The sequence below is a fragment of the Tumebacillus avium genome (assembly GCF_002162355.1).
Lineage (GTDB): Bacteria > Bacillota > Bacilli > Tumebacillales > Tumebacillaceae > Tumebacillus_A > Tumebacillus_A avium.
Window position 1 is genome coordinate 4,031,034 of record NZ_CP021434.1, and the last position, 16,264, is coordinate 4,047,297.

At 59.0% G+C, this 16,264-nt stretch carries 8 protein-coding genes; 7 read left to right on the forward strand and 1 reads right to left on the reverse strand.

Features of this window, described 5'->3' with window-relative positions:
* The first annotated feature begins 10 nt into the window (after positions 1-10).
* The 7 genes from CBW65_RS19005 to CBW65_RS19035 all read left to right on the forward strand — a co-directional run bounded on the left by CBW65_RS19005 (position 11) and on the right by CBW65_RS19035 (position 14,077).
* Positions 11-499, forward strand: a complete 489-nt coding sequence (locus CBW65_RS19005) for a hypothetical protein (protein ID WP_087458175.1) — start codon at positions 11-13, stop codon at positions 497-499.
* A 218-nt stretch (positions 500-717) separates the two neighbouring features.
* On the forward strand, positions 718-2,253 hold the full coding sequence (gene hutH, locus CBW65_RS19010) for a histidine ammonia-lyase (protein ID WP_087458176.1): 1,536 nt from the start codon (positions 718-720) through the stop codon (positions 2,251-2,253).
* Positions 2,254-2,289: 36 nt separating this feature from the next.
* On the forward strand, positions 2,290-3,957 hold the full coding sequence (hutU, locus tag CBW65_RS19015) for a urocanate hydratase (protein WP_087458177.1): 1,668 nt from the start codon (positions 2,290-2,292) through the stop codon (positions 3,955-3,957).
* A gap of 36 nt (positions 3,958-3,993) precedes the next feature.
* On the forward strand, positions 3,994-5,286 hold the full coding sequence (hutI, locus tag CBW65_RS19020; protein ID WP_087458178.1) for an imidazolonepropionase: 1,293 nt from the start codon (positions 3,994-3,996) through the stop codon (positions 5,284-5,286).
* The gene (hutG, locus tag CBW65_RS19025) at positions 5,287-6,258 is read left to right on the forward strand and encodes a formimidoylglutamase (RefSeq protein ID WP_087458179.1); all 972 of its coding nucleotides are present in this window, start codon (positions 5,287-5,289) and stop codon (positions 6,256-6,258) included.
* A gap of 69 nt (positions 6,259-6,327) precedes the next feature.
* Positions 6,328-7,578, forward strand: coding sequence for an MFS transporter (locus CBW65_RS19030; protein WP_087458180.1), 1,251 nt, complete (start codon positions 6,328-6,330; stop codon positions 7,576-7,578).
* A gap of 115 nt (positions 7,579-7,693) precedes the next feature.
* Positions 7,694-14,077: a non-ribosomal peptide synthetase gene (locus tag CBW65_RS19035; RefSeq protein ID WP_087458181.1), complete on the forward strand. Its 6,384-nt coding sequence runs from the start codon at positions 7,694-7,696 to the stop codon at positions 14,075-14,077.
* A gap of 319 nt (positions 14,078-14,396) precedes the next feature.
* On the opposite strand, the gene CBW65_RS19040 is transcribed toward CBW65_RS19035, so the two are convergent.
* Complete coding sequence (locus CBW65_RS19040; RefSeq protein ID WP_087458182.1) at positions 14,397-15,989, reverse strand: aldehyde dehydrogenase family protein; 1,593 nt, start codon at positions 15,987-15,989, stop codon at positions 14,397-14,399.
* Positions 15,990-16,264 lie beyond the last annotated feature (275 nt).

Genomic DNA, 16,264 nt, shown 5'->3' on the forward strand with positions numbered 1-16,264 from the left:
GGTGTGCCTGATGACAAAAAAGGTTCTGCTTTTGATCACGCTGTTGCTTCCTTTATCTCTTACCGGATGTGGACAGAATGGGGATTCCAACGAAGAGGCGTTGCGCGGCAAGGTTTCCAAAATAATGATATACCAAGAGGGGAACGCGTATTCTGTAGCTTCGGATGAACCCATTTTTGAAAAGATCGTCGATACGGCAGAAGAGGCTCTGGTGGAAGTGAACGATATTTACAAAGGGATTGACGAAACAGCCACCTATACCAAGACTGGCCAAACCCTGATGCTCGAACTTTCCGAGGCGAAACCGTTGGCTATTGGCGACCAGAGCGGTGATAAAATCCCGGTTCGGCATGTCGTGATCCCCCTTTCCGGGAAGTATTATGAAGAAGACCAACTTATTATGGCTGGAAACAGCGCCCAATTTCTCAATATGTACAAGACTGACAAAGGTCCGCTCCATGAACTGCAGGAATTGGCTGGCCAAGCGCTGTCGAAGTAAGTATCCCTTGACAGAATCCTACCATAAATGTGACAATACAAAATAAGCAACATTAAAACAGTAATTGCAAAGGCGCGTGATTGAGATGAGGTACTCATATCAGGGACACCACAAACAATCGCATATTTGCCTCTTTTGTAAAAAAGGGACCGTGTGGAAGTGAATGACTTCCGCCCGGTCCCTTTCTTTTGCTAAAGCGCTGAAAGGGGAACGTGAAGATGATCGTGACAACAACCGTTTTGTTGGATGGAGAGCAGGTGACCGCACAGGATGTGGCGCGCGTGGCATTTGAAGGCGCGGGCGTGACGGTGGCCGATGCGGCATGGGAGCGAGTGAAGGACTGTCGGGAGATGGTCGAGGAATTGGTGCGGACCGGTAAGGTGGTCTATGGCGTCACCACCGGGTTTGGCAAATTCAGCGATGTGCAGATTTCGCCGGAGGATGCGGCACAGCTGCAGGTCAACCTGATCCGCTCGCACGCCTGCGCCGTCGGCCAGCCGATGGCGATCCCGGCGGTGCGCGCACTGATGATGCTGCGGGCAAACGCCTTGTCAAAAGGCTACTCGGGCATTCGCACCGAGACGCTGCAGCTGTTGACCGACTGCCTCAACCACGGCGTGCATCCCGTGGTGCCGGAGCAGGGCTCGCTTGGCGCATCGGGCGACCTCGCGCCGTTGTCCCATCTGGCGCTCGTTCTAATGGGCGAAGGGGAAGCGTTTTATAAAGGAGAACGCCTCCCGGGCGGCGAGGCGCTGCAAAAAGCCGGCCTGACCCCGATCCAACTGCAAGCCAAGGAAGGCCTTGCTCTGATCAACGGCACCCAGATCATGACGTCGATCGGCACGTTGACCTATGTCAAAGCGGAACGCCTCGCCAAGGCGGCCGACATGATCGCGGCGCTGACCGTCGAAGTTCTGCGCGGCATCCCGGACGCTTTTTCCGAAGAAGTGCACCGCGTGCGCCCGTATCCGGAGCAGATCGGCGTGGCGAGCAACCTGCGCAAGCTGCTCGCAGGCAGCAAGCTGACCACCGGGCAAGGCGAGATCCGCGTCCAAGACGCCTACTCGCTGCGCTGCCTGCCGCAAGTGCACGGCGCATCGCGTCAGGTGCTGTCTTATGTCGCTGACAAGATCGCCATCGAGATCAACTCCGCGACCGACAACCCGCTGCTCTTCCTCGAAGAAGGAAAAGTCATCTCCGGCGGCAACTTCCACGGGCAGCCGATCGCCTTTGCGATGGATTTCCTGAAAATCGGCATGAGCGAACTCGCCAACATCTCCGAACGCCGCACGGAACGCCTGGTCAACCCGGCCCTGTCCGAACTTCCGGCGTTCCTGAGCCACCAACCGGGCATGGAGTCGGGCATGATGATTCCGCAGTACGTGGCAGCATCGCTCGTCTCGGAAAACAAAGTCTTGGCGCATCCGGCTTCTGTCGACTCGATCCCGTCTTCCGCGAATCAGGAAGACCACGTCTCGATGGGCACGACTGCAGCACGCCACGCGGCGCAAGTGATCGACAACGTGTCGAAAGTGCTCGCCATCGAGCTGATCTGCGCCGGGGAAGCGGTGGAGTTTGTCGGCGCTGACGGACTGGCTCCGGCGACGCGCAAGCTGTATGACCTGCTGCGCGGCATCGTGCCGCCGGTGCTCACCGACCGTTCGACGTCGGCCGATATCGAAAAAGTGGCGGAAGCGCTGCTGCAAGGCGAGTGGATTCAAGACGTGCAAAAAATTACCGGCGAACTCATGTAGATCATAGATCGCTTTCATATTAAGGAGGAATTACGTATGACCACCCAACAAAAACGTGAAATCCGCGCCCCGCGCGGCACCGAACTGAACGCAAAAGGCTGGGTTCAAGAAGCAGCGCTGCGCATGCTGATGAACAATCTCGACCCGGAAGTGGCCGAGCGCCCGGAAGACCTCGTCGTCTACGGCGGCATCGGCAAAGCGGCCCGCAACTGGCCGGCGTTTGACGCGATCGTCCGCGAACTGAAGCGTCTGGAAAGCGACGAGACCCTGCTCGTGCAATCGGGCAAGCCGGTCGGCGTGTTCAAAACGCATGAGCGCGCGCCGCGCGTGCTGCTCTCCAACTCCGTGCTCGTTCCGGCGTGGGCGAACTGGGAGCATTTCCGCGAGCTGGAGCAAAAAGGCCTGATGATGTACGGTCAGATGACCGCCGGTTCCTGGATCTACATCGGCACGCAAGGCATCCTGCAAGGCACTTATGAAACGTTTGCCGAAGCGGGACGCCAGATGACGGGCGGTACGCTCAAAGGCACCTTGACCCTGACCGCAGGGCTCGGCGGCATGGGCGGTGCACAGCCGCTGGCCGTCACGATGAACGAAGGCGTTGTCATCGCTGTCGAAGTCGACCCGACCCGCATCGAACGCCGCATCCAGCACCGCTACTGCGACGTGATGGCGACCTCCCTCGACGAAGCGCTGGAGCTGGCCAATGCAGCAAAAGCGGAAGGCCGTCCGCTGTCGATCGGTCTGCTTGGCAACGCAGCGGAGATCTACCCGGAATTTGTCCGCCGCGGCATCAAGCCGGATTTTGTCACCGACCAGACGTCGGCGCATGACCCGCTGAACGGCTATGTTCCGGCAGGCTACTCGTTGGAAGAAGCGGAAGCCCTGCGCAAGTCCGACCCGGACAAATTGATCGCCCTGGCCAAGCAAAGCATGGCGGTACACGTGCAAGCGATGCTCGACCTGCAAAAGCTCGGCTCCACCGTATTTGACTACGGCAACAACATCCGCCAAGTGGCGCTTGATGAAGGCGTGAAAGACGCGTTCAACTTCCCGGGCTTCGTTCCGGCGTACATCCGCCCCCTGTTCTGCGAAGGCAAAGGCCCGTTCCGCTGGGCGGCTCTGTCCGGCGATCCGGAAGATATCAAGAAGCTCGACGAAAAGATTCTGGAGCTGTTCCCGGAAAATGACCACCTGCGCCGCTGGATCACCATGGCCGGCGAAAAGATCGCCTTCCAAGGTCTCCCGGCCCGCATCTGCTGGCTCGGCTACGGCGATCGCGCGAAATTTGGCCTCGCGATCAACGAAATGGTCAAAAATGGCGAGCTGAAAGCGCCGATCGTCATCGGCCGCGACCACCTCGACTGCGGCTCGGTCGCATCCCCGAACCGCGAGACGGAAGCGATGAAAGACGGCTCAGATGCAGTTGGCGACTGGGCGATCCTGAACGCTCTGATCAACACTTCCGCAGGCGCATCCTGGGTCTCCGTCCACCATGGCGGCGGCGTGGGCATGGGCTACTCGCTGCATGCGGGCATGGTTGTGGTTGCAGACGGCACCGACGAGGCTGCTGAACGCCTGCAGGCAGTGCTGACCTCCGACCCGGGCATGGGTGTCATCCGTCACGTCGACGCAGGATACGATGAAGCGATCGAAACGGCAGAAGAGCACGGCATCCGCATCCCGATGCGCGCACAAGACTAATCCCATTAGCAGCACAGAGCGAGGAGGAGGATGAGCATGGAACAACTGGATCTGTTGGTCAAAGGCATCGGGCGGCTGGTAACGCCGCCTGGGGATGCCCCGCGATTTGGCCGGGAAATGAATGAAGTGATCGAGATTGAAAATGCGGCGGTGGCGATTCACCAAGGAAGATTCGTCCACGTCGGCACAGAAGCGGAAGTGTTGGCAGCTCTGCAAGGCGTGACGGTCGCCGAGACGATCGACGTCGGCGGACGCCTGGTCACGCCGGGCCTCGTCGACCCGCACACGCACCTCGTGCACGGCGGCTCGCGCGAACACGAGCTGGCCTTGAAGCGCTCCGGCGTGCCGTATCTGGAAATCCTCGCTGGAGGCGGCGGCATTCTCTCCACCGTCAAAGCAACCCGCGCCGCGTCCGAAGAGGAACTGTACCACAAGGCGCGCAAGAGCCTGAACGAAATGCTCTTGAACGGCGTGACGACTGTGGAAGCGAAGAGCGGCTACGGTCTGACCACCGAAGATGAGCTGAAACAGCTGCGCGTCGCGAAACGTCTGCATGACACCCATCCGGTCGACATCGTCTCGACCTTCATGGGCGGCCATGCGGTGCCGCCAGAGTACAAAGGGCGCACGGAGGAGTATGTCGACTTGATCGTCAATGAAATGCTGCCGAAAGTAGCTGATGAGTTCCTCGCCGAATTTTGCGACGTGTTTTGCGAGCATGGCGTGTTTACCGTCGAGCAGTCCCGGCGCATCTTGATGGAAGGCAAGCGCAACGGCCTGATGCCGAAGATTCACGCCGACGAGATCGAATCGCTGGGCGGCGCACAGCTGGCCGGGGAGATCGGCGCGATTTCGGCGGAGCATCTGCTGGCGGCGACCGATGAAGGTTTGCAGGAGCTGGCCGACAATGGCGTGACGCCGGTGCTCTTGCCGGGCACTTCGTTCAACCTCGGGCTGCAAAACCACGCCCGCGCCCGCGACATGATCGACAAGTACAACTTGCCGGTCGCGCTGTCCACCGACTACAACCCGGGTTCCTGCCCGACCGAGTCGATTCAGTTGATCATCGCTTTGGCGTCGCTGAACTTGAAGATGACGCCGGAAGAGATCCTGACGGCGTGCACGCTCAATGCGGCGAATGCGCTGGGGCGCTCGACCGACATCGGGTCTGTCGCAAAAGGCAAGCGTGCCGACCTGACGATCTTCGACGCGCCGAACATTCAGTACCTGCCGTACCATTTCGGCATCAACCACACGTTTGGCGTGATCAAAAACGGTCAGGTCGCCGTCTGGGAACGCCAGATCGTCGACAGCGGGGAGGACGCGTAGATGAGCCACGAGATTCCGCACTTGAAAACGCCCGATGCAGCAGCGTTTCGCGACCAGATGGAAACGAAAGTCGCCCGCTGGATCAGCCAGTGGGACGGAACGGAAGAGCTGATCGCAGGCGTGATCGGCATTCCGCTCTCCAAGCCGTCGATCTCCGTCTCCGGCGCATCGACGACCCCGGCGGCGATCCGCACAGCGTTCAAATCGTTTACGACCTACTCGCTGGAATACGGCGTGGACCTGCAGACGTTGCCCGTCCGTGACTTGGGCGATATCGCGATGCACGTCACCGACAACGCCGAGTCGCATCGCCGGATCGAGGAAAGCCTGCGTGCGCTTTACCAAAAGCAGCCCGATCTGATCCCGATCATCTTTGGCGGCGATCATTCGATCACCTGCCCGTCGATGAAGGCGTTCGTCGACCGTCATCCGGGGAAAAAGGTCGGTATCATCCATTTTGACGCGCACCATGACGTGCGTAACTTCGAAGACGGCGGCGTCTCGAACGGCACGCCGTTCCGCGGCATTTTGGAATCGGGCATCGTCAGCGGGAAAAACATCGTGCAGATCGGCATTCGCGGCTTCATGAACTCGAAGCCGTACCACGATTATGTGACCGGTCACGGCGTGACCGTCTTTACTGCCCGCGATGTGCATCGTCAAGGCATGGAGGCGATTTTGACCCAAGCTTTGGAAATTGCCGGAGATGGCACCGATGTGCTGTATGTAAGTTTTGATGTGGACGTGATCGACCAGGCCTACGCGCCGGGTTGTCCGGCGATCGGCACAGGCGGGATGAACCCGTGGGACGCGATGGATGCGCTGCACCGCCTCGGCACGCTGCCGCAGGTGCAGGGGCTTGATTTTGTCTGCATCGACCCGACCGTCGATGTGCGCAATGTAACATCGCGGCTGGCGGTGCAGTTTATGCTGACCTTCCTCGCGGGCGTTTCGCAACGTCCCGTTCGCTAGACAGAACGATCACCAGAAGCTATTCTAAGATATGGAAAGTTAAGCTGCAGTGGGGGGAGTGGGAAGAACGTGTCTGATACGGCGAGTTTCTTCCGCAACCGATTCGTACAAGTGATCGTGTTGTCTGGATTGTTTTTGCAAATTGGCATTTGGGTGCGCAACTTCGCGGTCTTGCTGTTCGTCATGGACCAGACCGGAGGGAACGAGAACGCTGTCTCGATGATTTCGGTCGCCGAGTTTGCGCCGATTTTCATCTTTTCGTTTATCGGCGGCGCCTATGCGGACCGCTGGCGTCCGAAGCGGACGATGGTATGGTCCGATCTGCTCAGCGCCTTGTCGGTGTTTGCGGTGCTCGCGACACTGATGACCGGCATGTGGCAAGCGATCTTTTTCGCGACGCTGGTGTCGGCGATCTTATCGCAATTCTCGCAGCCTTCGATGCTGAAGCTGTTTAAGCAGCATGTTCCGGAGCATCAGATGCAGATGGGCATGGCGATGTTTCAAACGATGATGTCGATCTTTATGATCATCGGGCCGTTCCTCGGCACACTGGTCTATCAGAACTACGGCATCAACGTCTCGATCGGGATCATGGGCGTGGCGTTCCTGCTGTCGGCCGGCGTGTTGACGTTTATCCCGGCCGATAAGCAAGAAGTTGTGGAAGATAAGGGAACTTCGATCTTTGAGGAGATGAAGGAAGGTTTCCGCTACGTGATGGGCAAACCGGTGCTGAAAATCCTCGGCGGCAACTTCGCCGCGGCGGGCTTGGCGCTGGGCATCATGCAGCCGCTGACGATCTTCCTCGTCACGGAGAATCTGGGGATGCCAAAAGAGAATGTGCAATGGCTGATGATGACCAACGGCTTTGCGATGCTGCTCGGCGGCGGACTGGTCATGGCGATCTCGAAAAAGGTGCCGCCGCATGTCTTGCTTGTCATCGGGATGACGGCGGTGACGATTGCGACGGCGGTCACCGGCTGGTCGACCTATTTCCCGCTGACGCTGGGGGCGCAGTTCTTCGCCGGACTGCTGTTGCCTTGCATTCACATCGGCATCAACACGATCATGCTCAAGACGACCGAGGCGGAATTTATCGGCCGTGCCAACGGGATCTTGAACCCGCTGTTTATGGGCATGATGGTCGTGACGATGAGCATCGCCGGCAAGATAAAAGGGGCGTTCTCGCTGACGACCGCGTTCGAAATTTCGGCCGCGCTGTTCTTTATTGGCATCCTGTTGGCGTTACCGCTCTTTAAAATGAATCTGCGCTTCAACGACGAACCGGCAGCAGATGCGAAACCTGCCGACCAACCAGCCTAACCAAAAGTTAATGATTTACAAAAGCCATCAGGTTTCCTCTGGTGGCTTTTTATTTTAGTTATTTATTGTTATTATAAAATAAGAGTTTGCAGTGTTAGAGGAGGTCGCCGTTTCGATGAGCGAACGTTGCATCTATCAATTAATTGAAGAACAAGCGGCGCGGACGCCCGATCGCATCGCAGTGGTGAGCGGGGACGAGTCGTTAACATATCGGGAATTGAACTCCCTGGCCAACCGGCTGGCGGCAGTATTGCGTTCGAACGGAGTCGAGGCTCAGGAACTGGTCGGCATCTGTGCAGACCGTTCGGTCTGGATGATGGTTGGCCTGCTGGGCATTTGGAAAGCGGGCGGCGCGTATGTGCCGCTCGATCCGTCGTATCCGGCGGAGCGTTTGGCGCACATCATGAGCATGGCCGATGTGCGGGTGCTGGTGACCCAACATGCTTTGCAGGATGCACTGCCGGAGCATGGTGCGAAAAACGTCTGGCTGGATGAATTGCAGGGAACGCTGCAGGCTGGAAGTTCTGAAGATTTTGACCAAAATGCGGGTTGTTCTGCATCGGCAGACAGTTTGGCCTATGTGATTTTTACATCGGGTTCAACCGGCAAGCCGAAAGGCGTGGCAGTGGAACACCGCTCTGTTAATAACTTGCTGCAGGTATTTACAGACGTGATGAAGATGGGACAGGACGATGTGCAGTTGTCTCTCGCTTCGTTTGCGTTCGATATGTCGGTGTTGGAGCTGTATTTGCCGTTGACGCTAGGTGCACGGCTGATCCTCGGCGAGCGCGGACTGGCCGGAGACGGCGCCGGGCTGCGCACGGTATTGGAGGAGCAGGGCGTGACAATGCTGCAAGCAACGCCGGTCACTTGGCACCTGCTGCTCGATGCGGGCTGGAAGGGCCGTCCTGAGCTGCGTGTGGTCACAGGCGGGGAAGCATTGCCTGCTCCGCTGGCACAGCGGTTGCTGGAGACGGATGCGCAGATTTGGAACGCATACGGTCCAACGGAATGCACGGTATGGGCGACTTTGCAGCGTGTGGAAGCGGCGGAGCGCGCTCATGTGATCGGGAAGCCGCTGCCGGGAACGGACGTTTATGTGTTGGGTGAAGATCTGCGGCCGGTCGCTCCGGGTGAGTCCGGCGAGCTGTTCATCGGCGGCGTGCAAGTGGCACGCGAGTATCACAACGCGCCTGATTTGACAGCGGAGCGTTTTCTGCCGGATGGGTTTTCGAAGGATGTTGGGGCGCGGATGTATCGCACCGGAGACGTGGTGGAACTGCTGCCGGACGGGGCGTTGGCGTTTGTTGGGCGTGCCGATGATCAGGTGAAGATTCGCGGGTATCGGGTGGAGCTGGGGGAGATCGAGCGTGTGCTGGAAGCATCGCCGCTCGTGCGCCAGGCTGCTGCTGTGCTGCGCGAAGATGTGCCGGGCGAGCAGCGACTGGTCGCGTATGTTGTGCCGGAAAAAGGGGCGGTGTGCGCAGCGAACGACTTGCGGGCGGTGGCGGCGGAACGCTTGCCGGAGTATATGGTGCCGTCGCGGTATGTGCTGTTGGAGGCGATGCCGTTGACTCCGAACGGCAAGGTCGACCGCAAAGGGCTGCCCCAGCCGGAAAAATGGCGTCCGGAGCTGTCGGCCGGGTATGTGGCGCCGACGACGGCGGTAGAGCTTGGCGTGGCAGAGGTCTGGGAGGATGTGCTGGGCTTTGCGCCGGTCGGGATGCAAGACCGCTTTGTGGAGCTCGGTGTGCATTCGTTGCAGGCAACGCAGGCGGCGGCAAGGATTCGCGAGCGGCTGTCGGCAACGCTTACGGTGCGCGATCTGTTGGAGACGGAGACGGTGGCCGATGTGGCGCGGCTGGTGGCGGAACGTTCCGGCCTGGAGCAAGAGCTGGCGTTAGTGCCGGTGCCGAAAGGGGAATGCGGGACGGCCGGGGTGTCTTTTGCCCAGCAGCGGTTGTGGTTCCTTGATCGGCTGCAGCCGGACAGCGCGGTTTATAACATCCCTGTAGCGATTGAACTGCGCGGGCGATTGGATGTTGGGGCGCTGGGGGCGGCTTTGACGGAGATTGTGCGCCGTCATGAATCGCTGCGCACGGTGTTTGCGGAAGTGGATGGCGAGCCGCTGCAGGTGATTTTGGATGCGATGGCGGTGGAGCTGCAGGCTGAGTCGGTGACGCGGGAGCAAGCGGCGCTGGTGGCGGAGCAGGAAGCAGCTGCGGCGTTTGATTTGGCCCGTGGGCCGCTGTTCCGGGCTCGTTTGCTGTGCGTGGCAGAGGAGGAGCAGGTGCTGCTGCTGACGATGCACCATATTATCTCGGACGGCTGGTCGCAGGGGATTGTGTATGAAGAGCTGGCTGCGTGGTATCGGTATTTCACGGGCGCGACGGCAGAACGGCCGCAAGAGTTGGCGGTGCAGTATGCCGACTATGCGGCGTGGCAGAGATCGTGGATGTCGGGTGACAGGTTGGACGGGCAGTTGGCGTATTGGAAGGACAAGCTGGGCGGCACGCTTCCGGTGGCGCAGCTGCCGACCGACCGGCCGCGTCCGACGGTGCAGACGCAGCGCGGGAAGCTGAAGATGTTTACGCTGGAGCAAGAGTTGCTGGTGGCGCTGCAGGAGCTGTCCCGCCGTGAAGGGGCGACGCTGTATATGACGCTGTTGGCGGCGTTTCAGACGCTGTTGCACCGCTATTCAGGCGAGACGGACATTATCGTCGGCTCTCCGGTGGCGGGGCGCAATCATCCGGCGGTGGAAAAGCTGATCGGCTTTTTTGTCAACACACTGGTCTTGCGCAGCGATTTGCAAGGCAATCCGCGCTTTACCGACTTGCTGTCGCGAGTGCGGGTGACGGCGCTGGAAGCGTTGGCGCATGGCGATGTGCCGTTTGAGCGTCTCGTCGAGGAACTGCAGCCGGAACGCAGTCCGGGCATTTCGCCGCTGTGTCAGGTGGTGTTTGCGCTGCAGAATGTGCCGATGGCGGAGATGGAGCTGCCGGGGCTGACCGCAGCGGTGACGGAGCTGGACAGCGGGACGGCCAAATTTGACTTGACCGTGATGATGACGGAAGAGCAGGACGGGCTGTTGGCGCAGGTGGAGTACAGCACCGATTTGTTTGATGACGTGACGATTGAACGTTTGATGGCGCATTTCCGCATTTTGCTGCAGGGCATCGTGCAGGAGCCGGAACAGGAGATTGGCGCGTTACCGATGCTTACGGCGGAGGAGCGCGAGCAGGTGCTGTTCGGGTGGAATTCGACGCAAGTTGAGTTTGATGAGGAGTTGCTCTTGCATCAGTTGTTTGAAGCGCAGGCGGAACGTTCGCCCGATGCGGTGGCAGCGGTGTACGGGGCCGAGCAGATCACGTATCGGGAGCTGGAGGAGCAGGCGAACCGACTGGCGCACAAGCTGATTGAGCTGGGGACCGGCCCGGATGTGGCGGTTGGCGTCTGCTTGGAGCGCTCGCTTGAGATGGTGGTGGCGCTGGTCGGCATTTTGAAGGCGGGCGGGGCTTATGTGCCGCTCGATACGGATGCGCCGACGGCGAGGATTGGGCAGATTTTGTCGGATGCGAAGGCGCCGGTTTGCCTGATTCAGAGCCATCTGCGGGAGAAGATGCCGCAGGATGGGGCTGTGTATCTGGAGCTGGATCGGGAGGATGCGCTGGAAGGCTGTCCGACTTATGCTCCGGTTACGGCGGTGACGTCCGATCATCTTGTTTCGATTTATTATACGTCCGGCTCGACGGGCAAGCCGAAAGGGGTCTGCTCGACGCATAAGGGCTGGGTGAATCGCATGATCTGGATGCAGCAGCACTATCAGCTCGCGGCGGGAGAGACGGTGCTGCAAAAGACGACGCTGACGTTTGACGATGCGGCGTGCGAGTTTTATTGGCCGCTGATGGTCGGCGGACGGATCGCGTTGCTGGAGCCGGGGATGCATAAGGACCCGCGGGCGATTTTGGAGGCGGCGATCGAGTATCAGGCGGCTTTTATTACGTTTGTGCCGAGTATGCTTGCGCTTTTCGTGGATGCGGTGACGGAAGCGGATCGCGCGAAGCTGAAGGCGCTGCGGCATGTCGGCTCATCTGGGGAAGCCTTGCGCTCAGACTTGGTGCGTTCGTTTCAGGAAAAGGTGGGCTGTCAGCTGCACAATACGTGGGGCGCGACGGAAGTGTCGATCGACTCGACCGTTCATACTTGCACGGAGGAGGATGCGCGGGAGACGGAGATCGTGTCGGTGGGGCGTCCTCTCGACAACAACCGCTGCTATGTGCTGGACGCGCAGTTGCAGCCGGTGCCGGTTGGTGTGCCGGGCGACTTGTATCTGGCGGGCGTAGGTTTGGCTCGCGGGTATTTGAATGACCCGGAGAAGACGGCGGCGGCGTTTGTGCCTGATCCGTTTGTGCCGGGGGAACGGATGTATAAAACGGGCGATCGCGGGTATTTCCGGCGCGATGGACGGATCATGTTCCTCGGACGCATGGATGATCAGATCAAGGTGCGGGGCCAGCGTGTGGAGGTCGGGGAGATCGAAGCTGTGCTGGCGACGCATCCGGGTCTGGAACAGGCGGCGGTGAAGGCGTTTAAGGGCAGTGACGGGTATCGGTTGGCCGCTTATTGCGTGCCGCGTGCCGGGGCGGAAGCGGATGTGACGCCGGAAGCTTTGCGGGCGTTTATGGGCGAACGGCTGCCGGAGTATATGGTGCCGTGGCGGTTTGTGAAGATGGACGGTGCGCTGCCGACGACCGTTTCCGGGAAGATTGACCGCAAAGCGTTGCCCGATCCGGGGGAGGAGCGTCCTGACTTGCATGTTGGGTTCGCGGCTCCTGAGACGGAAGGGCAGGCGGCGATTGCGGAGATTTGGCAGGAGTTGCTGAAGGTGAAGGAGGTTGGGATTTATGACAACTTTTTTGACCTCGGGGGGCACTCGCTGACGGCTACTCGGATTTTGTCACGGGTGAACCGCAGGCTGGAGGTGCATCTGCCGCTGAAGGTGCTGTTTGAGGCTCCGACGGTGGCGGGGCTGGCGGAACAGGTGCAGAAGTTGCAGAGCAGCGGGGAAAAAGGCACTCCGGCCGCGATCCAACGCTTGGGCGGTCAAGGGGAGTATGAGCTGTCTCATGCGCAGAAGCGGTTCTGGTTCCAGTATCTGATTGAACCGTTGAATGCGTGTGGCGGGGTGAGTGCGAAACGGATTGACGGGCCGCTGGATCATGAACGGTTCCTCGATGCTTATGCGGCGCTTTGTGCACGCCACAATATCATGCGGGCGACGTTTGCGGAACGCGAAGGGGTACCGGTGCAGGTGGTGCAGGAGCGGCTGGTGGAGCCGATTGGGTATGTGGACTTCACATCTTTTGAGGAAGCGGAGCGGTGGAAGCAGTTGGCTGAGGTGATCAGGCGGGAGCAGAGGACTCCGTTTGATCTGCGGGTGGAAACGGCTTTCCGCGCCGGGCTGTATAAGATGGAGGAGAATGATTATCTGCTGGTGATCACACTGCACCCGATTGCGTATGACAGCTGGTCGGAAGCGGTGTTTATGCAGGATTTGAGCATGCTGTATCAGGGTGAGACTTTGGCTCCGGCTGTGCAGTATACGGATTATGCGGTGTGGCAGAATCGGCTGCTGGCGAATGGGGAGTTGGAGGAACAGCGGGCTTATTGGGCGGAACGGCTGAGAGTTGATGTTGGGTCGCCTGGGTTGCCGCATGATTTTGAGGTGGCGAATCCGCCTGATGTGGTGGAGGCGGACTTTTTGCGGAATTGGAAGGTTGATAAGGAATTGACCGGGAGATTGCGCGAGTTGGCTGCCGCTCAAGGGACGACGATGTATGTGTTGTTGCTTGCCGGGTATAAGATTTGGCTGTCGATGGTGGCTCGTCAGGAGTTGGTAACTGTTTGCGCACCGCTGTCGGGACGCAGTCATCCGGATTTGGAAGGCGTGTTGGGCGTGCTGGTGAATCCGGTTGCGATGCGTACGGATCTGTCGGGCAACCCGAGCGGCTTGCAGGCGATTGAACGGGTGAAGGAGTCGGCTGTGGGGGCTTATGCTCATCAGGATTATCCGTTTGACCTTGTGCTGCAGGACTTGCGCTCCAAGGGGATGGCTTCGGGGGCACTTTATCATGTGGTGTTTGTTGGGCAGAACGCGCATGTGGATGAGATGGTGCTGGAGGAGGGCGTGACGCTGACGAATCGCTCGCTGCCGGAGCTGTTTGGTCCTTGGGGGCTGGATGTGCGGGATTATGTGCACAATCGGTTTGCGGGGGACCCTTCGGTTCAGCTGGATCTGCATGTGGATGTGTTTGAAGGGGAAGAGGATGTTTTGGTGATGACTCGGTTTAATCCTCTGAGATTTGCCGGGGAGACGGTTGAGGGGTTTTTGGGGCAGTATGTGAAGGTGTTGGAGCAGTTGGTTGAAGATCCTCAGGTGCGGCTGTCTCAGTTGCAGGTGGTGGAGGAAGAAGAGTTTGAGCTGGATGAGTTGTTTTAGGGCAATGTAGGTTGGGGGCTGGGTGGTCGGGTCCGGGCGGGACATGCTCCGGGTTCACGTTTCATCTTCACCCTTTGATTGAGTAAAACCGTAAAACCTTTTTAGCGGAAGGGTAAAGATTCAAAGATCACCACTTCCGCATATCCCGCCCTCCCCCAAGTTGGCCGGGCACTCGGTATATAGGGAAAGGGAAAAGGACTGTGCTGCTGCACAGTCCTTTTTGTTATGAGGTACTCGGTAGGCCGCTGGTGTCTGCTATTTTGATAGGAAGGACTGTGCTTGTTTCTCAGTACAGTCCTTTCGTGTTTGCTTGGGTGGATTACATTGGCAGGTTCTGGTTTTGGGTGTTTTGTTGCGTGGTGGGTGTCGTGGTGGCTGTTGTTTTTGGTTTACGGTACGTACCGAGCACCTGCCCGATTAGGTTTTTGAGGGCTGGGAATGGGACGGAACGTTTTTTGCCGTATAAGAATTGGGTCAGGGTGTTGAAGGCTTGATGCAGTTCCGGGGTGTAGGGATGCCAGTTGATCTCGCGGGGCTTGGTGCCTTTGTTGACCATGATGGATGTCGGGTGGCTGAAGGTATGCAGACCTTCCGGGCCGTGATAACGGCCCATGCCGCTGTGCTTGACTCCGCCGAAGGGGAGGTGCGGGTTGGCGACGGTGGTGATCACATCGTTGATGCAGACGTTGCCGGAGATGAGCTGGGACGCAACTCGCTTCGCTTTGGGGAGGTCTTTGGACCACACGGAGGCGTTGAGGCCGTACTCGGAATCGTTGGCGAGAGTGATCGCCTCCTGCTCGGTTTTGAAGGGCATGATTGGCAGGACGGGGCCGAAGGTCTCTTCGCGCATAATGCGCATGTCGGGAGTAACTCCGGTCAGGACCGTTGGTTCGAAGTAGAGCGTGCCTTCTTGCAGGGCACGCCCGCCGCATTGGATGGTTGCTCCTTGGTCGATGGCATCTTGGAGATGCTCCTGCACCAGCTCTAGCTGGGGCGGAAATGTCATGGAGCCGTACTCAATGCCTTGGCGCAGCTGTTTGGTGGCGGCGACCGCTTTGCGGACGAATTCGTCATAGACGGATTCTTCGACGTAGAGGCGCTCGACCGACATGCAGACTTGGCCTGCATTGGTAAATGCTCCCCAGAGCGCTCCTTTGACGGCACGGTCGATGTCGGCATCGGCGAAGACGATCATCGGGTCTTTGCCGCCCAGTTCAAGCTCGACCGGGATGAGGTGCTCGGCCGCTGCTGCCATGATTTTTTTGCCGGTCGCGACGGAGCCGGTGAAGAAGATTTTGTCCGGCTTGGCTGCCACAACCGCCTGGCCGGTTTCGCGGCCGCCATGCAGGACTTGTACGACGCCCGGCGGGAATCCGGCCGCTGTGAACAGGTCTTCGATCACGGCACCGACTAAGGGAGTTACTTCGGAGGGCTTAAATAAAACGCAGTTTCCGGCGATCAGCGCGGAAAGCACGGGGACGATCGACAGGTATAAGGGATAGTTCCACGGGGAGATGACCCCGACCACGCCCATCGGCTTGTATTCGACGTAGGAATGGTTGCCGAAAAAGAGGATCGGCGTTTTGACGCGCTTGGGCGCGAGGATGTTCGCTGCTTCTTTTTCGTAGTAATGCAAGGTGTCGGCGGTGGGGAAGATCTCGGCCATCACGGCTTCGATCTCGACTTTGCCGGTCGCTTTGGCAATATCTTTTGCAATGGTCTCGATTCCATCCACGAGATGTTCGCGCACACGCTTCAGATAGCGCAGCCGCTCAGCGAGCGGAGTCTGGCTCCACGACGGAAAAGCAGCGCGGGCGCGCTGCATCGCCGCATGCACGGCGGCCGGATCGGTTTCCGGGATCTCCGTGATGAGTTCGCCGGTCGCGGGATTGAGTTGGGTCATATATGTCATAGGATGTGCACTCCTTTTAGACGCATCAGTCAATTTTATTGTACTGGATGCAGGGGAAAAAGAGTATCATTTCTTTTTGCCAGCCCTCGCGCATAGAATGTCTCAAGCATGGCTGTGGGGGGAGGGCTGGACGCTTGGACATGAACGATCCGCTGGTCTGGACGGTCGCCGTCGGGATGCAGTTTGCATTCGCCTTTTTTCTGGTGGTCGCCACGTTTGAAGTGGTGCTGAAATCGAAAAAGAAATAAAAACCGCTTCCGGCGATGGAAGCGGTT